22 protein-coding genes and 1 tRNA gene are annotated in these 24,317 nt (G+C 67.5%); 11 read left to right on the forward strand and 12 right to left on the reverse strand.

All coding sequences use genetic code 11. The features are described 5' to 3' along the window. Positions 1–324: 324 nt before the first annotated feature. Complete coding sequence (radA, locus tag OM513_RS16130) at positions 325–1,695, reverse strand: DNA repair protein RadA (protein ID WP_264945634.1); 1,371 nt, start codon at positions 1,693–1,695, stop codon at positions 325–327. Between the two features lie 112 nt (positions 1,696–1,807). On the opposite strand from radA, the gene OM513_RS16135 reads away from it, so the two are divergent. Then, positions 1,808–2,959 carry a glycosyltransferase family 4 protein gene (locus tag OM513_RS16135; protein ID WP_264945635.1) on the forward strand — a complete coding sequence of 384 codons (1,152 nt, stop codon included), beginning with the start codon at positions 1,808–1,810 and terminating at the stop codon, positions 2,957–2,959. A gap of 16 nt (positions 2,960–2,975) precedes the next feature. Here the strand turns inward: OM513_RS16135 and OM513_RS16140 are convergent, their stop codons facing one another. The 3 genes from OM513_RS16140 to ubiM form a co-directional block, all read right to left on the reverse strand. Then, complete coding sequence (locus tag OM513_RS16140) at positions 2,976–3,308, reverse strand: DUF2218 domain-containing protein (protein WP_264945636.1); 333 nt, start codon at positions 3,306–3,308, stop codon at positions 2,976–2,978. A gap of 71 nt (positions 3,309–3,379) precedes the next feature. Further along, a complete protein-coding gene (locus OM513_RS16145) occupies positions 3,380–3,970 on the reverse strand; it encodes a PadR family transcriptional regulator (protein WP_380916359.1) in 591 nt (196 codons plus the stop codon). A gap of 85 nt (positions 3,971–4,055) precedes the next feature. Beyond that, a complete protein-coding gene (ubiM, locus tag OM513_RS16150) occupies positions 4,056–5,219 on the reverse strand; it encodes a 5-demethoxyubiquinol-8 5-hydroxylase UbiM (RefSeq protein ID WP_264945638.1) in 1,164 nt (387 codons plus the stop codon). A gap of 254 nt (positions 5,220–5,473) precedes the next feature. Here ubiM and OM513_RS16155 point away from each other — a divergent pair, with 254 nt between their 5' ends. Continuing rightward, entirely contained in the window at positions 5,474–6,796 is a 1,323-nt protein-coding gene (locus OM513_RS16155) for a replication-associated recombination protein A (protein ID WP_264945639.1), read from the forward strand. A 14-nt stretch (positions 6,797–6,810) separates the two neighbouring features. On the opposite strand, the gene OM513_RS16160 is transcribed toward OM513_RS16155, so the two are convergent. Continuing rightward, the gene (locus tag OM513_RS16160; protein WP_264945640.1) at positions 6,811–7,620 is read right to left on the reverse strand and encodes an energy transducer TonB family protein; all 810 of its coding nucleotides are present in this window, start codon (positions 7,618–7,620) and stop codon (positions 6,811–6,813) included. 222 nt (positions 7,621–7,842) lie between these two features. Here OM513_RS16160 and OM513_RS16165 point away from each other — a divergent pair, with 222 nt between their 5' ends. The 4 genes from OM513_RS16165 (at position 7,843) to OM513_RS16180 (ending at position 10,597) form a co-directional block, all read left to right on the forward strand. Then, entirely contained in the window at positions 7,843–9,297 is a 1,455-nt protein-coding gene (locus tag OM513_RS16165) for a serine hydrolase domain-containing protein (RefSeq protein ID WP_264945642.1), read from the forward strand. Then, complete coding sequence (locus OM513_RS16170) at positions 9,294–9,641, forward strand: hypothetical protein (RefSeq protein ID WP_264945643.1); 348 nt, start codon at positions 9,294–9,296, stop codon at positions 9,639–9,641. The genes OM513_RS16165 and OM513_RS16170 overlap by 4 nt, the downstream gene beginning before the upstream one ends. Then, the gene (locus OM513_RS16175; protein ID WP_264945645.1) at positions 9,638–10,504 is read left to right on the forward strand and encodes a hypothetical protein; all 867 of its coding nucleotides are present in this window, start codon (positions 9,638–9,640) and stop codon (positions 10,502–10,504) included. Before OM513_RS16170 ends, OM513_RS16175 begins: the two co-directional genes overlap by 4 nt. A gap of 17 nt (positions 10,505–10,521) precedes the next feature. Continuing rightward, positions 10,522–10,597: transfer RNA gene (locus OM513_RS16180), tRNA-Thr, on the forward strand. 61 nt (positions 10,598–10,658) lie between these two features. On the opposite strand, the gene OM513_RS16185 is transcribed toward OM513_RS16180, so the two are convergent. Further along, on the reverse strand, positions 10,659–11,711 hold the full coding sequence (locus OM513_RS16185; protein WP_264945646.1) for an amidohydrolase family protein: 1,053 nt from the start codon (positions 11,709–11,711) through the stop codon (positions 10,659–10,661). A 141-nt stretch (positions 11,712–11,852) separates the two neighbouring features. Between OM513_RS16185 and OM513_RS16190 the strand changes: the two genes are divergently transcribed. Continuing rightward, positions 11,853–12,809 (forward strand): NAD(P)-dependent oxidoreductase, encoded by a 957-nt coding sequence (locus tag OM513_RS16190; RefSeq protein WP_264945648.1) that lies wholly within the window; start codon positions 11,853–11,855, stop codon positions 12,807–12,809. Between the two features lie 12 nt (positions 12,810–12,821). Here OM513_RS16190 and OM513_RS16195 read toward each other — a convergent pair whose 3' ends face one another. Together OM513_RS16195 and OM513_RS16200 are read right to left on the reverse strand one after the other, a co-directional pair. Beyond that, a complete protein-coding gene (locus tag OM513_RS16195) occupies positions 12,822–13,250 on the reverse strand; it encodes a GlcG/HbpS family heme-binding protein (protein ID WP_264945649.1) in 429 nt (142 codons plus the stop codon). A gap of 25 nt (positions 13,251–13,275) precedes the next feature. Beyond that, on the reverse strand, positions 13,276–14,775 hold the full coding sequence (locus OM513_RS16200) for an FAD-dependent oxidoreductase (protein WP_264945651.1): 1,500 nt from the start codon (positions 14,773–14,775) through the stop codon (positions 13,276–13,278). A gap of 80 nt (positions 14,776–14,855) precedes the next feature. On the opposite strand from OM513_RS16200, the gene OM513_RS16205 reads away from it, so the two are divergent. Together OM513_RS16205 and OM513_RS16210 are read left to right on the forward strand one after the other, a co-directional pair. After that, the gene (locus OM513_RS16205; protein ID WP_264945652.1) at positions 14,856–16,133 is read left to right on the forward strand and encodes a Rieske 2Fe-2S domain-containing protein; all 1,278 of its coding nucleotides are present in this window, start codon (positions 14,856–14,858) and stop codon (positions 16,131–16,133) included. Between the two features lie 176 nt (positions 16,134–16,309). Next, entirely contained in the window at positions 16,310–17,581 is a 1,272-nt protein-coding gene (locus OM513_RS16210; protein ID WP_264945653.1) for an MFS transporter, read from the forward strand. 69 nt (positions 17,582–17,650) lie between these two features. On the opposite strand, the gene OM513_RS16215 is transcribed toward OM513_RS16210, so the two are convergent. Continuing rightward, a complete protein-coding gene (locus OM513_RS16215) occupies positions 17,651–18,490 on the reverse strand; it encodes a p-hydroxycinnamoyl CoA hydratase/lyase (protein WP_264945654.1) in 840 nt (279 codons plus the stop codon). Next, positions 18,480–18,983 (reverse strand): MarR family winged helix-turn-helix transcriptional regulator, encoded by a 504-nt coding sequence (locus OM513_RS16220; RefSeq protein WP_264945656.1) that lies wholly within the window; start codon positions 18,981–18,983, stop codon positions 18,480–18,482. The genes OM513_RS16215 and OM513_RS16220 overlap by 11 nt, the downstream gene beginning before the upstream one ends. 112 nt (positions 18,984–19,095) lie before the next feature. Here OM513_RS16220 and ligW point away from each other — a divergent pair, with 112 nt between their 5' ends. Next, the gene (gene ligW, locus OM513_RS16225; protein ID WP_264945657.1) at positions 19,096–20,103 is read left to right on the forward strand and encodes a 5-carboxyvanillate decarboxylase; all 1,008 of its coding nucleotides are present in this window, start codon (positions 19,096–19,098) and stop codon (positions 20,101–20,103) included. A 9-nt stretch (positions 20,104–20,112) separates the two neighbouring features. Here ligW and OM513_RS16230 read toward each other — a convergent pair whose 3' ends face one another. Next, the gene (locus OM513_RS16230; RefSeq protein WP_264945658.1) at positions 20,113–21,303 is read right to left on the reverse strand and encodes an alpha-hydroxy acid oxidase; all 1,191 of its coding nucleotides are present in this window, start codon (positions 21,301–21,303) and stop codon (positions 20,113–20,115) included. Between the two features lie 25 nt (positions 21,304–21,328). Continuing rightward, the gene (locus tag OM513_RS16235; protein ID WP_264945659.1) at positions 21,329–22,438 is read right to left on the reverse strand and encodes a 5-methyltetrahydropteroyltriglutamate--homocysteine S-methyltransferase; all 1,110 of its coding nucleotides are present in this window, start codon (positions 22,436–22,438) and stop codon (positions 21,329–21,331) included. A 161-nt stretch (positions 22,439–22,599) separates the two neighbouring features. Between OM513_RS16235 and OM513_RS16240 the strand changes: the two genes are divergently transcribed. Then, a complete protein-coding gene (locus OM513_RS16240) occupies positions 22,600–24,309 on the forward strand; it encodes a thiamine pyrophosphate-requiring protein (RefSeq protein ID WP_264945660.1) in 1,710 nt (569 codons plus the stop codon). The last annotated feature ends 8 nt before the right edge of the window (positions 24,310–24,317 follow it).

Here is a 24,317-nt window from a genome sequence, read left to right on the forward strand (position 1 = left end):
TCATAATTATATCCACCGTATCTACTATAACAGTAGTTTGCCCTTATATTATAAGTCTGCCAGCATTGTGCTTGGCATTGCTCAAGTGTTTGAGCGCCAGCGCTCACACTCCAAGAAAATATAGATACAATGGACATAATGGTCAGCATTCTCATAAATGTAATCCTTTCTTCGAGTAAAGATTAGTTTACATTAATGCGACCACGCTATATATCATAATGTAAAGATAGAAAATATCAATATAAATGTTCAATAAATAAATAAATGAATTTCACTCTAAGAATATTATTCGAAATCCAATGAAAATCAATTTCTTGTACCTGCCTACCGCCCCAGCAGGTGATCCACCAACTGCCCCAGCCCCTTGAAGCCGGAGAGCGCCAGCCCGCTCTCCCCGCCCGTCGCGGCGGCGGGGGCGAGCGCGCGGGAGAAGCCCAGCTTCGCGGCTTCGCGGCAGCGCAGGTTGGTATGCGCCACCGGCCGCACCTCGCCCGAAAGCGCGACCTCGCCGAACGCCACGCAATCGGCGGGCACCGGCCGTTCGGACAGCGCGGAGACCAGCGCCGCCGCCACCGCCAGGTCCGCCGCCGGATCCTGCACGCGATATCCGCCCGCGATGTTCAGATAGACCTCGCACGACGAGAAGCTGAGCCCGCAGCGCGCCTCCAGCACCGCCAGGATCATCGCCAGACGGCCCGAATCCCAGCCCACCACCGCGCGGCGCGGCGTGGCGCCGCTGGCCAGCCGCACCACCAGCGCCTGGATCTCCACCAGCACCGGCCGGGTGCCCTCCAGCGCGGGGAACACGACCGTTCCCGTCACGCTCTCGTCGCGATGCGTCAGGAACAGCGAGGACGGGTTGCCGACCTCGCTCAGCCCCTCCGCCTCCATCGCGAACACGCCGATCTCGTCGGTGCCGCCGAAGCGGTTCTTCACCGCGCGCAGGATGCGGTACTGGTGGCTGCGCTCGCCCTCGAAGCTGAGCACGGTATCCACCATATGCTCCAGCACGCGCGGGCCGGCGATGCTGCCGTCCTTGGTGACGTGCCCCACCAGCACCACCGCCGTTCCGCGCTCCTTGGCGAAGCGGATCAGCTCGCCGCTGCTCGCGCGCACCTGGCTCACGGTGCCGGGGGCGCCCTCGATCAGGTCCGAATGCATGGTCTGGATCGAATCGATGATCAGCAGCGCGGGCGGCGCTCCCTGGCCGAAGGTGGTCAGGATGTCGCGCACCGATGTCGCCGCCGCCAACTGCACCGGCGCATCGCCCAGCCCCAGCCGGCGTGCGCGCAGCCGCACCTGGTCCGCCGCCTCCTCGCCCGAGACATAGGCCACGCCCTGCCCCGCCCGCGCCAGCCGCGCCGCGGCCTGAAGCAGCAGCGTGGACTTGCCGATCCCCGGATCGCCGCCGATCAGCGTCGCGCTGCCTTCCACGAAGCCGCCGCCCAGCGCGCGGTCCAGCTCGGCGATGCCCGTCGCCATCCGCTCGGGCAGTGGCACATCGGCGTTCAGCCCCGAAACCTCGATCGCGCGGCCGCCGGACTGGAGGTTGTGGCGTGCCTGGAACACCGTCACCACCGCGCCGGCATCCTCCACCATCGTATTCCATTCGCCGCAGTCGGCGCACTGGCCCGCCCATTTGGACGCAATCGTGCCGCATGCCTGACACACATATCGTTTCTGGGGTTTCGCCATGGAAACGCTCTACCTAAAGCGGAACGATAAGGGAACATCCGCCGTCACATCCGGCCGCACCCCTCAGCGTGCGATGGACGCGGCGCGCCCCACCGGTTATTCGCCGAAGCGAATGCACGCTTCCGATCTCCGTGTCGCGCTCTTCAGCGGCAACTATAATTACGTGCGCGATGGCGCGAACCAGTCGCTCAACCGGCTGATGGGCTATGTGATGGCCCAGGGCGCGAAGGTGCGCGTCTATTCCCCCACCACCAGCACGCCGGCGTTCGAGCCGACCGGCGATCTGGTCAGCGTGCCCTCGCTCCCCTTCCCCGGCGGGCGCAGCGAATACCGGCTGGCGCTGGGCCTGACACCGGGCGCGCGGCGCGACCTGGAGGCATACCAGCCCAACCTGATCCATTGTTCGGCGCCCGAATTCCTGTGCCACGGCGCGCTGAAATGGGCGGAGAAGCACGGCATCGCCCGCGTCGCCACCGCGCAGACGCGGTTCGAGACCTATTTCCGCTATTATGGCCTGGGCTTTGTCGAGCCTTCGATCATCCGGCTGCTGACGCGCTTCTACAACCGTTTCGACGAGGTGATGCCCACCGGCCCGATGATGGTCGACCTGCTGCGCAGCTATGGCGTCACCGTGCCGATGAGCATCTGGTCCCGCGGGGTGGACCACGCCAAGTTCAATCCCGCCCGCCGCGACATGGCCTGGCGCCGCAGCATCGGCATCGGCGACGACGAGGTGGTGGTAGGTTTCCTGGGCCGGCTGGTGCTCGAAAAGGGGCTCGACGTCTTCTCCGACGTGATGGCCATCCTGCGCGAGCGCGACGTGCCGCATCGCGTGCTGGTGATCGGGGAAGGGCCGGCCCGCCAGTGGTTCGCCGATCGCGTGCCGGAGGCGGTGTTCGTCGGATTCCAGGTGGGCGAGGATCTCGCGCGCGGGGTCGCCTCGATGGATATCTTCTTCAATCCCTCGATCACCGAGAGCTTCGGCAACGTCACGCTGGAGGCGATGGCATCGGGCGTCGCGGTGGTCGCCGCGCGGACCACCGGGCCGGTGGGCCTGGTGGAAGAAGGTGTGTCAGGCATCCTGGTCGAGCCCGGCGACAACGAAGGCTATGCCGCCGCTATCGCCGGCTATGCGCTCGACGCCGGGCGCCGCCAGGCGGCGGGCGAGGCGGGCCATGCGATCGCCCAGCGCTTCCACTGGGATCGCATCAACCAGGCCGCGCTCGACACCTATCTCCGCGCTGCCGAGAAGCGCACCCAATAGCCGCGCGCGGCGCGGGTCACTCCCAGGGATAGCTTAGCGGCGCCTCGCGGAAGGCGAACCGGTCGACATGCCGCTCGACCGCGCCCTTCAGGCCCTGAAGCTGGCCCTCGATGCTCGCTTCGATGCGGATGCTGAGCGCGTCCGGCCCGGCATCCAGCGTCACCAGCGCATCGCCCGGCCAGTCCGCGCCGCGCGCGTTGCGGGGGAAGCGGATGGTGCCGTGCTCGGGGGTGAATTCCACCTCCAGGTTGTGCGCCCAATGCTTGCAGACCTGCTGGAGGTAGCGGCTGGCGTGCGCCGTCGGCACGCGGGCGGTGGCGGTGGCGGTGGCCGCCGTAGTGGTCGTCATATCTTCGTCTCCCTTGGCCGGCGGCGGCACGATGCCCAGCCGCCGGCGCAGCAATTCCAGTCGCGGCACGCTTACAGCCGCTCGATCTTCTGCACCGCTTCGTCCAGGATCGCGGCGATCTCGTGCAGCGTCTCGCTGTCCGCCTCGCCGTCGCCCAGCCGTTCGCCCAGCACGGTCTTCAGGTTGCGCATCGCGCGGCGCACCGGTCCGCCGCGCGAACGCTCGCGGATCGAGCCGAGATCGGCGAGCCGCGCGAACAGCGCCTCCACCATCTCGTCGCGCTCGGTCAGGTGGGCCTGGCCCGCGACGGTGATGGCATAGACCTTCTTCGCGCCCTCGGCCTGCTGCTCCTCGATCAGGCCCATCTCGCCCAGCAGCGTCAACGTCGGATAGACCACGCCGGGGCTGGGGGCATAGGCGCCGCCGCTGCGCTCCTCGATCTCGCGGATCAGGTCGTATCCGTGGCGCGGCGCTTCCTCGATCAGCTTGAGCAGCAGCAGCCGCAGCTCGCTGCCGTCGAACATCCGGCGCCTGCCGCGTCCACGGCCGCCACCGCCGCCATAATCCACTTCCCATTCGACCTCGAACGGTCCCCAGCGGCGATGTCCGCCGCGTGGGCCGCAATGGCGGGCTGCGCGCTGCGCGCGATGTCTTCCAAACATGCTAAAATGCTCCATTAGCGAATCAAGATACGCTTAAGATATATCTTGAAGGCGAACATGCAACCCCTATCAGGGAATCATGCCCTCAGTTGGCGGTGAGCATCGCCCGCACGCCGCTGCGGAACAGCGGCATCCGCGCGCCGATGCGCAGCGCCGCGCCTCGCGCCGCGCGTGCCGCCAGCCGCTCGTCGGTATAAAGCTTCACGATCATGTTGGTCGCGGCGTAGAGCGGCCGCGCCGCCATCCGGTGCCCCGCCTCATAGCTGCGCAGCACGCCCTCGCTCCCCGGATCGCGCCCGCCGCGCACCGCATCGGCCACCAGCCGCGCGAGCAGCGCCTGCCCCGACAGGCCCAGGTTGAAGCCGTGCGCCGTCACCGGATGCATCCCCACCGCGGCATCGCCGATCAGCGCCGCGCGCGCCGCCGCGAAATGGCGCGACCAGGTAGTGATCAGCGGATAGGCAGCCCGCGGGCTCGTCACGCGCATCTGCCCGAGCCGCCCGGCGGAACGCCGCGTCAGCTCCTCGCCCAGCGCGCCGTCGGCCATGGCGTTGATCCGCGCGATCTCCCCCTCGGGCAGCGTCAGCGCGACCGACGACTGGTTCCCGTTCAACGGCAGCAGCGCCAGCGTCTGGCGGCGGCCGAACCATTCGGTCGCCACGCCCGCATGCGGCTTTTCATGCTGCACGCGGCAGACGAGCATCGAACGGCCCAGCCGGTTCACCTCGGCGGCGATGCCCAGATGCTCGCGCACCGGCGAAAGCCGCGAATCCGCCGCCACCAGCAGCTTCGCGCGCAGCCTCTCGCCCGAAGAGAGCAGCACCTCCGCGGCACCGGCGCCGGTGCGCGCATAGTCCACCGCAGCGCCCGTCACGGTACGCAGCCCGGGCTGGCCCGTGGTAACCTGCCACAGCGCCTCGCGGATGCGGTGGTTGGAGACAAGCCAGCCGAGCTGCCCCTCCCCTTCCGGATCGAACTCCAGCGCGAACGGCGAGAATCCGTCGATCACCCGCGCGGCGACCAGCGGCGCGACATCTTCCGCCGGCAGCCGCTCCCACACGCCCAGCCGCTTCAATATGCTCACGGAGCCATGCGTCAGCGCGATCTCGCGCCCGTCATAGCGAGGGCGCGCCAGCTTCTCCGCCGGCTGGCGCTCGACCAGTACCACCTCCAGCCCGCAGCCCGCCACCGATCGCGCGAAGGCCAGTCCGGCGGGTCCGCCGCCCACGATGATGACGTCGCAATCCATTGCCCGGCTCCTTGTCGCGCGCGAACCTGCCCGCCCGCGCGCCGCCGCGACATGCGCCAGGTCAAAAAACGCGCGGCCCGCGTGCAAGATCGGCGGCGCTGGCCTATCTTGGCAGTGCTTCGGCGCCGCCGAAGCGATGCGGCGCCAGCCCGCTCCCCCACCCGGCCACCCAGCGGCAGCATCTTGTGGGTGGCCGGGTGGGGTAGCAAGCTGGCGCCGCTTCAGCGAAGCTGAAAACCAATCCGGGACCCGCAATGGCCGACCTCTTCGCCGCCGACGACCAGACCGCCTCCCCCGCCCCGCCCCCGGCCGGGGCGCCGCTTGCCGACCGGCTCCGCCCGCAGCGGCTCGACGAGGTGGTGGGCCAGGAGCATCTCACCGGGCCGGAGGGTGCGATCGGGCGGATGGTGGCCGCGGGCCGGCTGTCGTCGATGATCCTGTGGGGGCCGCCGGGCACGGGCAAGACCACCACCGCGCGGCTGCTTGCCGATGCGGTGGGGCTGCGCTTCGTGGCGATCAGCGCGGTCTTCTCCGGCGTGGCCGATCTGAAGAAGGTGTTCGCCGAGGCGCGCGAGCATGCCCGGATGGGCAAGCGCACGCTGCTGTTCGTGGACGAGATCCACCGGTTCAACCGGTCGCAGCAGGACGGTTTCCTGCCCTATGTCGAGGACGGCACCGTCACGCTGGTCGGCGCGACGACCGAGAACCCCAGCTTCGAGCTGAACGCCGCGCTGCTCAGCCGCGCCCAGGTGCTGATCCTGCGCCGGCTGGATCATGCCGCGCTCGGCAAGCTGCTCGATCGTGCCGAGGCGATGGAGGGCCGCCCCCTGCCGCTCACGGGCGACGCGCGCGAAGCGCTGGTGGCGAGCGCGGACGGCGACGGACGCTTCCTGCTCAACCAGGCGGAGACGCTGTTCTCGGTCAGCTTCCCCGCCCCGCTCGACCCCGCCGCTCTGGGCGAGTTCCTCCAGCGCCGCGTCGCGGTCTACGACAAGGATCGCGAGGGGCATTACAATCTGATCTCCGCGCTCCACAAGGCGATGCGCGGCTCCGATCCCCAGGCATCGCTCTACTATCTCGCGCGCATGCTGACCGCGGGCGAGGAGCCGCTCTACGTGCTCCGCCGCATCACCCGCTTCGCCAGCGAGGATATCGGGCTGGCCGATCCCCAGGCGCTGGTCCAGTGCCTGGCGGCGAAGGACGCCTATGAGTTCCTGGGCAGCCCGGAGGGCGAGCTGGCGATCGTCCAGGCCTGCCTCTATTGCGCCACCGCGCCCAAATCGAACGCCGCCTATGCCGCGCAGAAGGCCGCCTGGCGCAGCGCGAAGGAAACCGGCAGCCTGATGCCGCCGCAGAACATCCTCAACGCGCCGACGAAGCTGATGAAGGACATCGGCTATGGCAAGGGCTACGCCTATGACCATGACAGCGCGGAGGGCTTCTCCGGCTCCGATTACTGGCCGGAGGGAATGGCGCCGCAGACCTTCTACGATCCCGTCGACCGCGGCTTCGAGAAGCGCATCCGCGAACGGCTGGACTATTGGGAAGGGCTGCGGCGGGAACTGCGCGGGCGATAGCGCCCGCCGCGGCGCTATCCGCCCCTGAGCCGCGTGATCTGGATTCGCAGCCGTGGATGATCGAACTGGGGGGTTCGGATCGGCCGCCCCTGCGCATCGCGTGCGGGGCTGAACCGCGCTCGCGACTGGAGCGTGGAGCACAGCGTCGTGTCGAATGCCTCGACCCCGCTCGGCATCAGCAGGCGGCATTCATCGACGCGCCCCTGTGCGTTGATCCAATAGAGGAGCGCAAACTCCCTGACGCCGTCTGCCCAGTCGATGAACTCGTGAAGACTGCCGCCCGGCCTTGTCACGGCGCGCTCGATATCCTCCCGCTTCACTCCCCAGCCGTCGTAGAGTTCGCCCATGCAGTTCTGAAGCGCGGTCCAGGCGGCGGGAAATCCGCCGAGCTGCATCTCGATATCGCCGTGTGCCTTCGTCCAGAAGCGGAGCCGTTCCTGCACCTCGCCAAGCGGATGCTGCTGAAGGTTCAGCATATATTCGCGCATCCGGTATTTGCCCGCGACGAAGATGTTATAGTGAAGGTCGCCCGCCATTCGCCGCCCGTCGATGAACATGACCGCGCGGCCATCGCTGCGCTTGCCGCCATCGCCCTCGGTCGCGACCCTGAGCCACACGGTCGGCGTGACCGGTTCGAGCGTGATCTGCAATCGCGTCGGCACCCCGCCTGTCGTCAGGCTGCGATCGAGCACGCATTGCATCTCGCCCTTCACGACGGTCCAGTTGCCCGCAGCCTCGATCCGCACCATGGGTGCAGCGGAAATACTCTGCGCCGCCGCGGGCGACGCCAGAAGCATCCCGGCAAATGCGATATTACGAAGCATCTTCAATCCCCCGTTCCCGATCGCCCACGCCCCGAATCCGGAATTTCATTCCCGGAGGAACGACAGGATGCGTTCTTGCCGGCCGCCGCCAATATGCTTGAACCATCGAAGTACGCCACAGCTATTTCCTGCGTCTTTCTTCGCCCACGCCGGTTTGTGTCGCGGGTATGGGTAAGCCAGAGTAGCCTTCAAATGCGGCGCATCCTGTGCTTCACATCGCGGATGATCCGGCGCCTCTACCCAGCAATCGCGGCCGCGCTGCTCCTCACCGCCCATCCCGCCGCCGCGCAGCAGCAGCCGTCCGCCTACACGCGCAGCATCGCGGCGGGGTACAAGGCGCTGATGCTATGCGGCGCGATCTTCAACGCGGGCCGCACCCAGGCGCAAGCCGAGGCGCTGGAGCTGACCGGCATCTATCCCGAATATGACGCGATCGTGCCGACGCTTAAGGCCAGCGTCCGGCGGTTTCTCGTCGATCCCGCGATGATGCTGTCGGGAGTCCAGTGGCGCGGGGACGGCGATCCGCGCCGGCGCGCCTATTGGAGCGGCGAGGTGATCGTCCCCTTTGACGACCGCCTGCCGCCGCGCGTCGCGACCTGGTATTCGGGCATCGGCTGCACGATCCACCGGCTCGGCCGCGACACCGGCTACACCACGGGCGCGGTCGACTGGACCGACGATCGCCCGCTCAATCCGGGCTTCGGCAGCCTCGACGATCGCCCCTGGCCGATCGGCGAAGGCGGCATCGGCCCCCGAACCCTGCCCGCGCTGGAGGCCCCGATCGCGCGCGCGCTCGAAGGCGGCTTCGGCGGCCGCACTACCGGCGTGCTGATCGTGCAGAACGGCAGGATCGTCGGCGAGCGCTATGCCGAAGGCTTCGGCCCGCACGTCAGCCAGCGCACCTGGTCGGTCGCCAAGAGCATCGCGGGCACGCTGATCGGCATCGCCAACGGCCAGAATCTGATCACGCCGGCCACCGGCTCCTTCCTCCCCACCGATGACGATCGCGGCCGCATCAGCGTCGATCAGCTCCTGCGCATGGCCAGCGGGCTGCGCAGCATCGCTCCCGGCAACCGCACCGACGACATCTATTTCGGCGGCACCACCGTCGACGAGGAGGGCACCTTCTGGCCGATCGAGGCGCTGCCGGGCACGCGCTTCCGCTATGCCAATCTCGACACGCTCCTTGCCGTCCGCGCGCTCCGCAAGGCGCTCGGCGACGACAATCGCTACCACCGGCTGCTCGAAACCGATCTGTTCGCCCGGCTGGGCATGACCCGCACCGTCGCCGAGGGCGACATCGCCGGCAACTACGTCCTCTCCAGCCAGGTCTGGTCCACCGCGCGCGATCTTGCCCGGCTGGGTCTGCTCTGGCTGAACGACGGCGTGTGGCAGGGCAAGCGCATCCTGCCCGAAGGCTGGATGAAATATATGACCAGCCCCTCCGGCCCCCAGCCGCCGAACAACCCCGGCTGGGGCTATGGCGCCACGCTATGGCTGGCGGATGCCTCCACCGGCCTGCCGCCGGGCAGCTATGCAGCGCAGGGCAATCGCGGCCAATATATCCTGGTCATCCCCGCACACGGGCTGGTGATCGTCCGCCGGGGCGAGGATCGCAACGGCACCGCGTTCGACATCTCCGCCTTCGGCCGCGCGGTGGTGGCGGCGCTGCCGTGAGGGACTGGGACGATGCCGTCGCCTTCGCGCGCACCCTGCCGGAGGTGGAGGTCGCGCCCTGGTGGGGAACGCCCTGCCCGAAGGTCAACGGCAAGGGGCTGATGTCCCCCGGCCGCGAGCCGGGCAGCTTCGCGCTGATGGTCAGCCAGCCGGAAAAGCAGCTATTGTTCGAAACCGATCCGGACACCTTCTGGCAGACCGATCACTATCGCAACTATCCGATGCTGCTCGTCCGCTACGGCACCCCGGCGCGCGAGCGGATCGAGCTCTACATCCGGCGCGCCTGGTGGGACCGCGCGAAAAGGCCCCAGCGCATCGCCGCGGGGATGGCGGAACGGCCGTGAGCGGCGCGCCCGCGTTCGACGAGTTCATCGCCATCGACTGGTCGGGCCAGGCCATCGCCCGGCCACCGGGACTGGCGGTCGCGCGGGCCGTGCCGGGCCGGAGCGCGCCACGGCTGGTGCGAGAGGGCGAGCGCTGGTCGCGCCAGCAGATCCTCGACTGGCTGCTGGATCTCGCAAAGGCAGGAAGGCGCGCGCTGATCGGCCTCGATCTCTCCCCCGCCTTCCCCTATCTGGACCAGCGCGGCTATTTTCCCGGCTGGCGCGAAAGCCCGCCGGACGCCAGGGCGCTGTGGGAACGCGTGGATTCGATCTGCGCCGCCGATCCGCATCTTGCCGCCACCAGCTTCGTCGCACATCCCGTCGCGGGCGGCCATTTCCGGCGGCACCGGCTTCCCTCACCCTTCGAAGGACCCGGCCGCTTCCGCCTGTGCGAGCAACGCCAGTTCAGCCACAAGCTTCGCCCGTCGAGCTGCTTCAACCTGATCGGCGCCGCGCAGGTGGGGAAATCGAGCCTCACCGGCATGCGCGTCCTCCACCGGCTCGGGGGCCGCATCCCGGTCTGGCCGTTCGATTCCGTTCCGGAAGCCGGGCCGGTGATCGTCGAAATCTACACCACCATCGCCGCGCGGGCAGGCGGGGTTACGGGAGGCAGCAAGGTCAAGGATGCCGTTTCGCTGGACAAGGCGCTGGGCAAGCTCGCCAGCAACCGCCATGCGCGCCTCACGAGCTACACCGATCACAACACCGACGCGATGATCACCGCGGCATGGATGCGGATCGCTGCCGGCGAAACGGCGCTCTGGCACCCGCAAGGGCTGGAGCAGGTCGCGCAAACCGAAGGCTGGACCTTCGGCGCCGGCTGAAGCATGGGGAGCCCGTCGCCGGATTAGCTCAGTTGGTAGAGCAGCGGTTTTGTAAACCGAAGGTCGCGGGTTCGAGCCCTGCATCCGGCACCATCCCCATCGCGGCGCCTGTTGGGAGAGGCCGGAGCAAGACGCTGCCCCGGCCCCGCGATCGTCAGACCTTCAGCTTGAACAGCCGCCGGGCGTTGTCCTGGAAAAACGCCTGCTTGGCCTCGGCGCTGATGCCCATGGCCTCCAGCTCGCCGACTTCCTCGGGCTTGTACTGATAGGGGTAATCCATCGCGTACATCACGCGGTCCACCCCGATCGTCTCCTGCAGGAAACGGATCGGCGGCTCCCATGCGACGCCGCTGTTGGTGTAGTGGAAGTTGTCGCGCATGTAATCGGACACGCGGCGCTTCAGCGCGGGCATCGTTTCATAGCGCCCGGAAGCGAAGCTGGCCTGATGCATGTAATCGAGCCGGTAGAGCGTGAACGGCAGCGATTCGCCGACATGGCCCAGCACGAGCTGCAGCTTCGGGAACCGGTCGAACACGCCCGCCACGATGATGCGCAGCGCATGCAGCCCGGTCTCGACGCTGAAGCCCCAGATCGCGCCGTCCAGCCCGCGGCCCAGCATCGGCTTGATCAGCCCGTCGCTGGGCGAGGACGGGTGGAGATAGATCGGCACGTCCAGCGCCTCGGCAGCCTCGAAGATCGCCCAGTATTTCGGATCGTCCAGATACTGGTGCTGGGTGTGCGAATTGATGATCACGCCCTTCAGGCCAAGCTTGGATACGCCGCGCTCGATCTCCTTGGCGGCGGCGGCGGGATCCTGCGGCGCGCAGGCGGCGAGCCCGTCGAACCGGTCGGGGCGGCGCGCGATCGCATCGGCCACCCAATCATTGGCATAGGCCGCGAATTCGGTCGCGTCGGCGGCCTTCATCACCTGCACGCCGGGCGAGGTTAGCGCCAGCACGGCGAAATCAACCCCGGCCGCGTCCATATGCGCCAGCCGCACATCGCCCACATCGGTCAGGTGATCGCGAATGAAGCGGCAGCGCGCGCTGTCGGAGCTGCTGTAGAAGCCCCACATGCTGTTGAAGCCGATGTCGTCCACCGCCTTCTCGTCGATCAGCCGCTTGTAGCGCTCCAGCATCTCGGGCGGGCAGAACGCCTCTTCGGTCGCGATCCGCTTGTAGGGCCGGTCTCCGCTCGCTGCCGTCATTTGCGCCTCTCCATTGCTTGCGTCATGCCATCGCCACTAGCAAGCCCGCAGCGCGGCTGTCTATATAATGATATGATAGTTACATGATTGAAGGCACGCGACGGGCGGAAGGCCCCGCGGCCTTTTCCGGGGAGGAAGCCGATGCCGCGTGTTGCCGTTACCCTGCCCTATTTCGATTTCTTCCCGGATCTGTGCGACGAACTGGCCGCACGCTATCCCGGCACCCGCTTTCCGGAGGGGCGCAGGCTGCTTCAGGGCGATGCGCTGGCCGAATATCTGCAAGGCTATGATACCGCCGTGATCGGCGTGCAGCGCTTTACCGAGGACGTCCTGAGCCGCTGCCCAGACCTGAAGGTCATCTCGCTCTGCTCCGCCGGCGTGGATCATATCGATCCGGCGCTGCTCAACCGCCACGGCATCCGCATGTGGTGGACGGCGGGCATCAACAAGGTGTCGGTGTCGGAACTGGCGGTGTCCTATATGGTGCTGGCGCTGCGGCGCGTGCATCAGTTCTCCGCCGTGCTGCGCGCCGGCCAATGGGCCGGGCCGATGGGTTTCGGCGGAGACCTTCGCGGCAAGACCGTGGGCGTCCATGGCGTCGGCCATATCGGCAAGGCGGTGATCGAACTGCTCCAGCCCTATGGCGTCCATATCCTGGCGTGCGACCGCGTGGACATTTCCGCGTTCGCCGCGCGCTTCGCGAATGTCGAGGTGGTCGGGCAGGACGCGCTGTGGGAACGATCGGACGTGGTCAGCATCCACCTGTCGCGCAACCGGTCTACGCTGGGGCTGTACGATGGCGCCGTGCTGGACCGGATGAAGCCGGGGGCGGTGCTGATCAACTGCGCGCGCGGGGGCCTTGTGGACGAAGCCGCGCTGGCCGAGCGGCTGGAGTCCGGCCATATCGCGGGCGCGGCGTTCGACGTGTTCGCCGCCGAGCCTGCCAACGGCAATCCGCTGCTGGATCTGCCCAACTTCCTCGGATCGCCGCACATCGGAGCCACGACGCGCGAATCCTGGCGGGCGATGCTGCGATCGGGGATGGCCGGGATCGAGCGGGCCTATGAGCCCGTTCCCGGCGCCTATCCTTTCGACTGAGCCGGGGGGAGCTTAGCCCGCGGCGATCAGGCCCGCCGCGGCGATGCCCGCCAGCGCGCAAAGCTCGTCATTATCCGAAGTATCGCCGGTCACGCCCACGGCGCCCAACACCTCGCCCGCGTTGTCGATGACGATCACGCCGCCCGCCGCCGGGATCACGCCATGCTGCGAAAGCCCCCCGAGCGCGCCGACGAAGGTGGGCCGTTCGACCGCCATCGTCCCGATCGTGCGCGAGGAGACGCCGAGCGCCAGCGCGCCGCCAGCCTTGCCGCAGGCGATCTGCGGCCGCATCGTCGAACCGCCGTCGCCGCGCGCGAAGGCGATCAGGTGCCCGCCCGGATCCAATACCGCGACGCTGAGCGGCTTGAGCTTCAGTTCAGCCCCCTTGGCGAAGGCGGCGGCAATGATCTGATTCGCCTGCGCGAGCGAAATACGGTTCATCTTGTTGTTCTCCGGAGATTCGGGGTCAGGCCATCTCGACGTTGAGGCCGCGGCTCGCAAGCGTCTGGCGCACTTCGGCCAGCCGGACCTTCGATCGATCGAGGTTCAGCCCGCCTTCCGCCAGCAGCCTGCGCACCTCGGCCACATCCACGCCGCGGGGGGCAACGCCATCGCGTACCGCCACCGCCGCGGCCGTGCCCGCTGCCTCGCCCATCGCGATACATTCGGGCATCAGCCGCACGCGCTGGTGCGCCTCGGCGTCGAACGACACCGTCTTTCCCGCGACGATCAGATTTTCCAGCCCGGCGGGCAGCAGGCAGCGATAGGGGATGCCGAGCAGCGCGACCTCGATCGGCAGTTCGGCCAGATCATGCCCCTTGCCGCCCTCGCTGCCGTCCGGCTTGTGCCGCACCCAGCCCTTCACATTGGGGCCGCGATGCACCTTCAGCGCGATCTCGTCCTCGAACACCGCGCCATCGAAGATGTCGTCACGGTTCAGCGTATAGTCGCCCACGATCCGGCGGCTGTCGCGCACGCCGATCTGCGGCGCCATGTCGATCAGGAATGCCTGCTCCATCCCCGGGATGCGCCGGACGAAGGGCAGGAAATCGCGCGCTCGGCGGCGGCCCTCGATCTCCGCCCCGCTCAGATCCGCGGCATTGGTAGGATCGCGGTTGAGCACCTGAACCGCATAGAGATAGCCGATGCCGTTGCGCAGATTGGCCGGCGTCGCGCCGAAGATCGAGATATGGTGGCCGAAGGTGCCGGGCAGGCTGCCCTCGCGCTTCCCCTGCTCCACCAGCGATTTCCAGCCGGTCAGATGCACATATTGCGCGCCGTCCAGCGCGTTGGCGGGCGTACCCCAAAGCTTGGAGAAATCGTCCGGATTGGCGCGGGCATGCTCCTGCATCCGCTGCCAATCCACCCCGCCCATCCGGCACAGCATCATCATCGGCTGCGGATCGGCTGGCGGATGCAGCGCCACCCCGGCGCGCGCCGCGACATCGGCGTCGCCGCTCGCATCGATCACGACATCGGCCAGGATCGCCTGGCGCCCGGACTTGTTCTCGACGATCACGCCGCGCACGGCGTTGCCCTCGGTCACCACGTCGACGACCTGGGTGTTCAGGAGGATACTGACGCCCGCCTCGACCAGCATGTCGAGCACACAGAGCTTCATCATCTCCGGATCATAGGCCAGGTTGAAATATTCCGGCAGGAACTCGGCCGGCCCCGCGTCGCAGGCGGCAAGCCGCTGCTGCAGCTCGCGCAGGATGCCGCTGATGTTCTCGCAGCTCAGGAATTCGGTGACGAACGACATCGGGCCGGTGCCGCCGACAACCGAATTGCGCTCGATCACCATCACCTCGGCGCCGTTGCGCGCGGCGCGGATCGCGGCGGGATAGCCGGCGGCCCCCGCCCCCACCACCAGCACCTGCACGCGCGCGATCACCGGCGTCTCGCGCGCGGCCTCGACGATGGTTTCCCGGCCACCGGGGGCCGACTGAGTCGTTGCTGTTTCCATATTACTGTCATATCGTTTGTTTGATTGCGATCAACCCGCGCCGATCGAAAATGCGACGCCGCCGGACAGGGAGAAGGATGATGCTGAGCAGGGAGGATAACGAGCTGCTGACCCGGATCGGCCCGGGAACCCCGATGGGCGCGATGATGCGCGAATACTGGTTTCCCGTCGTCCGGTCGGCAAAGCTGGAGGCGGGCGGCGCGCCGGAGCGCGTTCGTCTGCTCGGCGAGAATTTCGTCGCGTTCCGCAGCCCCGACGGGAGCGTCGGCTTCATCGACGAGGCATGCCCCCATCGCTGCGCGTCGATGGCGCTCGCCCGCAACGAGGAAGGCGGGCTGCGCTGCATCTTCCACGGCTGGAAGGTGGATGCGCTCGGAAGCGTGACCGATTGCCCGACCGAGCCCGAGGCGCGGCGCGAGATATTCGCCGCCAAGGTGCCCGTGCGGCGCCACCATGCGCGCGAGATGGCGGGCATGCTTTGGGTCCACATCGGCGGACGCGAAGTGCCGCCGCCGCTCCCCGATTTCGAATGGTCGTCGCTGCCCGCCGAACAGCTCCAGCCGCAGCGCGGCGTCATCCGCTGCAACTGGCTGCAGGCGCTGGAGGCGACGCTGGATTCGGCGCATGTCGGCTTCCTCCACTCGCGCGACGGCGCGCTGCGCGGCACCCGGGGCCAGCGCTCCGAATCCACCTTCATGCGCACCCACAAGACGCCGCGCTTCGAATTCGAGGTGCGCCCCTATGGCTTTCGCGAGGCCGCGATCCGCGATCTGCCGGACGGCGAATGCTACACCCGCATCCGCGAGGTGGTTCTCCCCAATTATTCCATGATCCCGCGCCTGCCCGGGCACACCGGCGTCACCGTGATCTCCGTCCCGATCGACGACGAAGCGGTGATCCAATGGTATCTGCGCTTCGACATGGACCGGCCGATCGATCCGCAGGCCTATCTGGAGTTCGGCTCGGACTCGCTCGATCCGGACTATTTCAATTCGGACATGGGCGATGCCGGCAACATGTGGCACCAGGACCGCGAGGCGATGAAGGCGGGGCACTGGAGCGGCATCGTCGGCCGGACGAACGCCTATGAGGACTTCATCGTACAGGAATCGATGGGGCCGATCGTCGATCGCAGCCGCGAGTTCCTGGGCGCCGCCGACGTGGTGATCTCGCTCGCACGGCGCCAGTTGCTCCAGGCGGTGAAGGCGCATCGCGAGGAAGGCATCGTGCCGTTCCTGGGCCGCGAGCCGCGGCTGGGCGCCCTGCGCGCGCTTTCCGCCACCTATCCCCAGGGCGAGGACTGGAAGCGGATCGACGCCTTCAATCCGCCGGAGATGGCCTGGGCCGGCGCGGAATGACCCGCGCCGCGCCGCAATTGTAGACTGAGTAAACAAAATCGCTTGCTGGCGGAAAGCGCGTTGGGATAGCCTCCGGTCCGGACGACGGCGTCGATCCGGCGGGGGGCCGCGCGCCATCCCCTCCCGGAAATGAGAGCGCCGCGAAAGGGCCGGTCGCGCCCCGCGGAGGATAAGCCATGTTCAATTTCGACGCCGCGTTCCGGGCGGAGTTCCGCACGAGCTGGGCGGTGCTGCTGATCGCCTTCTGTACCTTCCTGTTCGGCTTTTCGGCCCCGGCCTATGTCCTCCCCTTCGTCTTTCCGGAGGTGATCGAACATTTCGGATGGACCCGCGAACAGGCGATGTTGCTGGCGTCGTCCAAATATGCCGTGGGTGCGATCTGCGCGCTGGTCGTGGGGCGGTTCGTCGATCGCACGGGCGTCTGGCTGGCGCTGGTGGTCAACGTGTCGCTGGGCGGCATCGCGCTGCTCAGCTTCCTGTGGATCCAGTCGCTCACCGCCTATTACGCGCTCGGAATCCTGCTGGGCTTCGCCTCGGGCGGTACGATGGTGGCGCTGAAGGTGCTGATCTCGCGCGCCTTCCACCATTCGCAGGCGACCGCGATGGGCGTCGCGCTCATGGGGTCCGTGGCGGGATCGGTGGTACTGCCCTTTGCGATCGGCGGAGCGATCGACGCCTTTGGCTGGCGCGCGGGTATCGCCTGGATGTCCGCCGGCATCTGGCTGGCGGCGGTTCCGATGCTGGTGTTCGGCCTGCTCTCGCCGCGGATGGCGTTCGGCCGCCGCGAGGATGCGACGCAGGCCGAACGCGCGACGGGCGCCGCGGAGCGTAGCGAAACGCTGCGCCGCGTGATGCGCGAGCCGCGCTTCTGGCTGATCGGCACCGCGGTTTTCCTGGTGGCGCTGGTCGATCAGGCGTTCACCCAGCATCAGGTGCTGATCTACAGCGATGCCGGAATCAGCCGCACCTGGATGGAGATCGGCGTCAGCACGATCGGCGTGGCGGGGATCGTCACCCGCCTGATCGTCGGCAACATCTTGGACGCGACATCGAACCGCGGGCTGGCGGTGCTGTGGTGGCTGCTCAGCCTGTCGGTGCTGATGGCGTTCGCGCTGGCCAGCCCGGTGATCTTCATCGCCTATATCCTGTTCCGCGCGATGGGGCATTCGGCGGTGCTGCTCGACACTATCACCATGACCAAGCACGTGTGGGGCAAATCGGCGCAGCTTGGCACATTGCTGGGCATCTACACCGCCTTCGTCAGCGCCGGCTTTGCGGTCGGTCCGTGGCTGATGGGCTGGCTGCACGACGTCTCCGGCTCGTACGGCCCGGCCTATATCCTGTTCGCGATCATCCCAGTCGTGGCGTCGCTGCTGATCTGGCGGGTCGAACCGGTGTTCTGGAAGCAGCTCCGCGCCAGCCGGAGCGAGGCTGGTCCGGCGGCCTGAGCCCGAACGCAGATCGGGCGGCCATCCCCTGGAGGACGGCCGCCCGATCCGGTCTTCCTGGATTCCGGCTCATGCCTCTTCGACGCGCCGGTATCCTTCCAGGCCCGGACGATAAGACTTGTCGTCCAGGAACTGCGACATGCCCTTGCTGCGGCCGCGCTCGGGATCGGAAGCCGCCGCGGATGCCGCCATCGCGCCCAGCATCGCCTCAGACGTATCCCAGTCCAGGCTTTCGACGAACTTGAACGCCGACTTGGCGTGACGAAGCACGGTGGGATTCTTGCTGAGCAGCGTGCGCGCCAGCGTCTCGGTGGCGGCGCGCAGTTCGGCGAGCGGGACGGAACGGTTGACCAGCCCCATCTCGGCCGCCTTCTGTCCGCCGAACGGCTCGCCGGTCATGATGTACCACAGCGAATCGCGGTGGTTCATCACCTGCGCCACCGCGCGGGTGACGTTGCCGGCGGGGATGATCCCCCAGTTGATCTCCGAAAGGCCGAAGGTCGCCTCATCGGCGGCGATCGCCAGATCGCAGGCGACCAGCGGCGTGAAGGCACCGCCGAAGCACCAGCCGTTCACCATCGCGATCGTCGGCTTCGGATAGTGCATCAGCCGGCGCCACATCCAGTCGGTGGCCGCGCGGCGATAGCGCGCCTGGACGACGGCCGACATGCCCTGCGTCTCGCGGAAATATTCCTTCAGGTCCATGCCGGCCGAAAAGGCCTCGCCCTCGCCCGAAAACACGATCACGCCGACGTCCTCGCGCAGCTCGAGCTGGTCGAGCACCTGCATCATCTCGCGGTTGACCGTCGGGCTCATCGCATTGCGCTTCGCCGGGCGGTTCAGCAGCACCCAGGCGATGCCGTCGTCGATATCGACCTTCACGGTTTCGAAGGAGAATTCACTCGTCATTGCCCACAGGCTCCTTTCGTTCGAGTATCGCCACCGAGCGGATCAGGAAGCGGACCACCAGGTCGCGTTCCTCCCCGCTCAGCCCATCCATCAATTGCTCTTCCGCCCGGCGGGCCGCCGCGCTCACCTCGGCCAGGCCCGCGCGGCCGCGCGGAGTCATCGAGATCAGCGAGATGCGCCGGTTGGCCTCGCTCTCGCGGCTGGTAACCAGTCCCTTGGCCTTGAGCTGCGCGACCTGCTGCGTCACGGCCTGCGGCGTGACCCGCTGCGCGCGCGCCAGATCGGCGGCCGAACAAGGCTCCAGCCGGCGCAGGAACGACAGCATCGTATAGTCGCTCGACGTCATGCCATGCGCCCGCGTCATCTCATCGAGCGCGACCTTCGCGGCGGAATAGGAACGCTTGATAAGGTACAACAGCCTGTGCCGGGGCCAGATCGCCGGGGTCTCATCCGCCCGTCCAGCAGCGGTGTCGCGCGCGTGATCGCTGGTCATGGAACGGCTCCGTGAGTTCGATATCAACCTTGTTTATATCAAGGACCTTGATAACATTCGCCAACCGATGTCAATCGGGGATTGCCGGACAGAGCAACACAGGAGGGGTCCCATGCGCCTGATCGCAACCGAGGAAGCCGTATCGTTCCAGCCGATCGTCGACGCGCTGAACGCGCATGCGCGCACCGACGACGACAGCCTGGACATGATCCTGGTCCGCGACATCTATGGCGACAATGGCATCCGCAACGCGATGATCCCCCGCCTGACCGACATCACCGGCGAGCGGCTGGCGCAGATGGATCAGAACGGCATCGACATGCACCTGCTGTCGCTCACCGCGCCGGGCGTCCAGATGTTCGCGCCGGACAAGGGGACGGAAATGGCGCGCATCGCCAACGACCTGATGGCTGAGGCGGTACGAGCCAATCCCACGCGCTTCGCGGGCTTGGGCACCTTCGCGCCGCAGGACCCGCATCGCGCGGCGCTTGAGGTGGAGCGCGTGGCGAACACGCTCAAGCTGAACGGTCTGGTCATCAACAGCCACACCAACGACCGCTATTACGACGATCCCTTCTTCTACCCCGTGTTCGAGGCGATCGAGGCGAGCGGGCTGGCGCTTTATATCCACCCGCGCGCGCCATCGAAGATGATCGACAAGGCGTTCCGCGATTACGGGATGAACTCGGCCATCTGGGGCTATGGCATCGAAACCAGCACCAACGCGATCCGCATGATCCTGTCGGGCCTGTTCGATCGCTTTCCGAAGCTGAAGATCGTGCTGGGCCATATGGGCGAGGCGATCCCGTTCTGGCTGTGGCGGCTGGATTTCATGCACGGCTATGCCGCCACCGCGTTCGGCGGCGCGCCCAAGCTGAAGCTGAAGGTGTCCGAATATTTCCGGCGGAACTTCGCCATCACCACCAGCGGCGTCGAGAACCACCCGGCGCTGCGCTACTCGGTCGAGGTGCTGGGGCCGGAGAATGTGATGTGGGCGATCGACTATCCCTACCAGCCGATGGCGCCCGCGGTGCAGTTCATAAAGACCGCCCCCTTCGCCGAGGATGTGAAGGCGATGATCGCTGGCGGCAACGCCGCGCGGATATTCCGGATCGACTAGATTGGGCGGCTAGGACGGCCCGGCGGGGATTTCCGCCGGACTGCGCCACAGCAGTCCGGCGTCGAGTTCGGAGAGGTCGCGCGCGCCGCAAAGCCCCATGGTGCGGACGAACTCCTCCTTCAGCAGGTCCAGCGCATATTCCACGCCCGCCTGTCCGCCCGCGGCCAGCCCATAGAGCGGCGCACGCCCAGCCAGTACACCCCGCGCGCCCAGCGCCAGCGCCTTGGCGATGTCGCTGCCGCGGCGGACGCCGCTGTCCACCAGCACCTCGGCCCGTCCGGAAACCGCCGCGACGACATCGGGAAGCGCCTCAAGCGTCGCCGCCGCGCAATCCAGGCTGCGGCCGCCATGGTTCGAAACCACGATGCCGTCCACGCCCAGGGCGACCGCCCGCTCCGCGTCATCGGGACGCAACAGCCCCTTGAGCACGAAGCGGCCGGGCCAGCCGTCGCGCATCCGCGCGACCTCGTCCCAGGTGAGCGAATCCCCCCGGAATCGCGCGCGCGGCGCCGCCTCCCGGGTCACGGCGTGCGCCAGCGGCCGTGGCAGGTTCGCCTGGGCGGGCATCCCGCCCTCGCGCAGGTATCGCAGCATCACGGCGGTGAACCAGCGCGGATGCGACAGGATATCGGCGGCATTGCCGAAGCCCAGGCGGAACGGCGAGGCGAAACCGTTGCGGCGGTTATACTCGCGGTTCGGGGATACCGGGATGTCGGCGGTCACGACGAGCGCCTCGCAACCCGCGGCGCGAGCGCGTTCGACGACGGCCATCGACAGCGAACGGTCCTCCCACAGATAGAGCTGGAACCACAGCCGCCCGCCCGCGCGGCAGATCTGCTCCACCTCCATGTTGCTGGCGGAGGATATGGCGAAGGGCACGCCCGCCGCAGCCGCAGCCCGGGCAAGCAGCAGATCGCCATGATGGCGCACCATCCCCGCCCCGCCCGTGGGCGCGACCGCGAGCGGAAAGGCGGCGGGACCGCCGAGCAGTTCGCCAGCCGGATCTGCACGCGATACGTCGCGCAGCACGCGGGGCAGCAGCCGCACCCGGCGGAACGCCGCTACGTCGCGCTCCAGGCAAAGCTCGTCCTCGGCGCCGCGATCGATGAATTCGAAAAGGCCGCGCGGCAGGAAACGCCGCGCGGCCTCGCGAAGATCATGGATATTGTGGCAACCGAAGGCGGCGGCTTTTCGCGTCACCGGCCGCCTCCGCGATGCCGGACGATCAGCCCCAAACTTCCTCGGCGACCTTGACGACCAGCGCCAGCTTCGCCTTTTCGTTCTCGATCCCCATCATGTTGCCGCCGATGCCGCTCGAAAAGCCGCACTGCGGCGACAGCGCGAGCTGATCGATGTCGACGAACTTGGCCGCTTCCTCGATCCGGCGCTTGAGCTCGTCGACGGTTTCCATCTCGCCATGCTTGGTCGTCACCAGGCCCAGCACCACCTTCTTGCCCTTGGGGACGAAGCGGAGCGGCTCGAAACCGCCGGCGCGATCCGAATCATATTCCAGGAAATATCCGTCGATATTCAGCTCGTTGAACATAACGTCCGCCACGGGCTCGTAACCGCCCTCGGCCACCCAACGGCCGGCGAAGTTGCCGCGGCAGACGTGCATGCACACCGCCATGTCGTCCGGGCGGCCCGCGATCGCGGCGTTGATCAGCCGCGCATAGACGTGCGGAAGCTCATCGGGATCCTCGCCGATGCTGGTCTGCACCTGGGCACGCAGCGTGGGATCGCACAGATAGGCGAAGTTGGTCTCGTCAATCTGCAGATAGCGGCATCCCGCGTCGACCAGATCGCCGATCTCCTGGGCATATACCGCCGCCAGATCGGTGTAGAACTCATCCATCGTCGGATAGGCGGTGGTATCGATCGCTTCGCGTCCGCCGCGGAAATGCATGATGGAAGGCGACGGAATCGTGATCTTCGGCGTCTCTTTCGTCACCGATTTCAGATATTTGAAATCGTCGACGAAGATCGGGTCCGGACGGCCCAGCTTTCCGGTGACGCGCACCGTGTGGGGCTTGTTCTCCACCGTGCCCTCGGAGCTGCGGAAGGTGCTCTTGTGCGCCGACTGATGCGGCTCGACATTCTCGAAGCGCAGCAGGAAATCGGTGTGCCAGCTTCCGCGGTTATACTCGCCGTCGGTGATCGAATGGAGGCCGATGTCCTCCTGCAGCGCCACGACCTCGCGAACCGCCTGCTCCTGGATCGTCTTCAGCTCTTCGGCGCTGATCTCGCCGGCCGCGCGGCGCTGGCGCGCCTCGATCAGATAGTCGGGGCGGATGAGGCTGCCGACATGGTCCGCGCGAAACGGGGCTGGCTTCAAGACGTCTCTCCTTCGATTGATTCTCGAAACAATTTTTGTAGTTTCAGGAAACTATTTTCAAGCGAAAACGCGGTTCGCCCGTCGCATTTGCGTCAGGATGGGCCATGCGCGGATCGTTACCGGAGTCAACAAGCCCCAAAGAGGGCCGAGAGGAGTAGAACATGACGGGCACCACGAAGCCGGCGGGCGCGGAACCGGTGATCGAGACAACGGCCGGAGAGATTTTTCTCCGCCGCCTCGCCGCCAACAGGGTGGAGTATCTGTTCGCCAACGGCGGCACCGATTTCGCTCCGGTGATCGAAGGCTATGCGCATGCCCAGATCACGGGGTTCGCGGTTCCCGCGCCCGTGCTCGTCCCGCATGAGACGGCGGCATTGGGGATGGCCCATGGCTATTATCTCGCTACCGGGCGGCCGCAGGCGGTGATGGTGCATACCAACGTCGGCCTGGCCAATTGCGTGATGGGCGTGCTCAACGCCGCGTCCGATCAGGTTCCGATGATCGTCGCCAGCGGCATCACGCCCGCTACCGAGACCGGCCCGCTCGGCCACCGCAATTCGCCGATCAACTGGGGCCAGAACATGCGCGACCAGACGGCGATGGTGCGCGAGCCGGTGAAGTGGGACGCCACTCTGGCGCATCCGGAGCAGATGGCGGGGCTGGTCGATCGCGCGATGGCGATCGCCACCTCCTCTCCCCGCGGCCCCGTGTACCTGGGGCTGCCGCGCGAGACGCTGTGCGGCGTCACCCCCTATCGCGAGACGCCGCCCCGCAACGCGCCGGCCACCGCGGCGCCCCACCCGGAAGCCGTTGCCCAGGCCGCGAAGCTGCTGGGCGGGGCGGAGAACCCGCTGATCGTGGCGTTCCGCGTCGGCGCGCGCGATGGCGGCTTCGACAAGCTGACCGCCTTCGCCGAACGGCATGCGATCCCGGTGGTGGAATTCTGGCCCTCCCAGCCTTCGATCGCGGGCACATCGCCCATGCACGCCGGCTTCGATCCGGCCGAGGATCTGGCGGCGGCGGATGTCGTGCTGGTGCTCGATTCGATCGTGCCCTGGCTGCCGCACCGCCATGGCCTGGCCGAGCATGCCAAGGTGATCCAGGCCGGCCCCGATCCGCACCAGCTCGAAGCGCCACTGCGCGGCTTCGCGGCCGATGTGGCGCTCGTCGGCGAATCTGCCGCGGTCATCGATGCGCTGGACGCGGCGATGCCCCGGCGCGACATCGCCGCGCGCTTCGAGACAATATCCGCCCGCAACGGCCGCCGCCGCGCCGCGCTCGATGCTCGCGCCGCCGATTCCGGCCCGCCGCTCAGCGCCGCCCATGTCTCCCGCGCGATCGCACGGCTGGTGGGAAGCGAAGGCTGCGTGGTGAGCGAACTCGGCGCCAAGCCCGAACATATGCCGGAACTGCGCGCCGGCCAGTATTTTCAGAACGCCATCTCCGGCGGGCTCGGCTGGGGCCTGCCCGCGGCGCTGGGCGTACAGCTCGCCGATCGCGACCGGCTGGTGGTGGCGACGGTGGGCGACGGCAGCTATATGTTCGCCAATCCGGTCGCCTGCCACCAGATCGCGGAGGCGCACGGCCTGCCGATCCTGACGATCGTGTTCAACAACGGCATCTGGGGCGCCGTGCGCGGATCGACACTGGGCATCTATCCCAGCGGCCATGCCGCGCGGGCAAATGTGATGCCCATCACCTCGCTGGAGCCCCTGCCCGACTTCTGCAAGATCGCAGAGGCGTCGCGCGGATGGGCCGCGCGCGCCGAAACCGCCGAAGCGCTGGAGGCCGCGCTGGCTGAAGCCGCCCGTGTGATCCGCGAGGAACGGCGCCAGGCACTGATCGAGGTGAAGGTTGCCCGCCACGCCTGAGCGTGCCG

This window comes from Sphingomonas canadensis (genome assembly GCF_026013525.1).
Classification (GTDB): domain Bacteria; phylum Pseudomonadota; class Alphaproteobacteria; order Sphingomonadales; family Sphingomonadaceae; genus Sphingomonas; species Sphingomonas canadensis.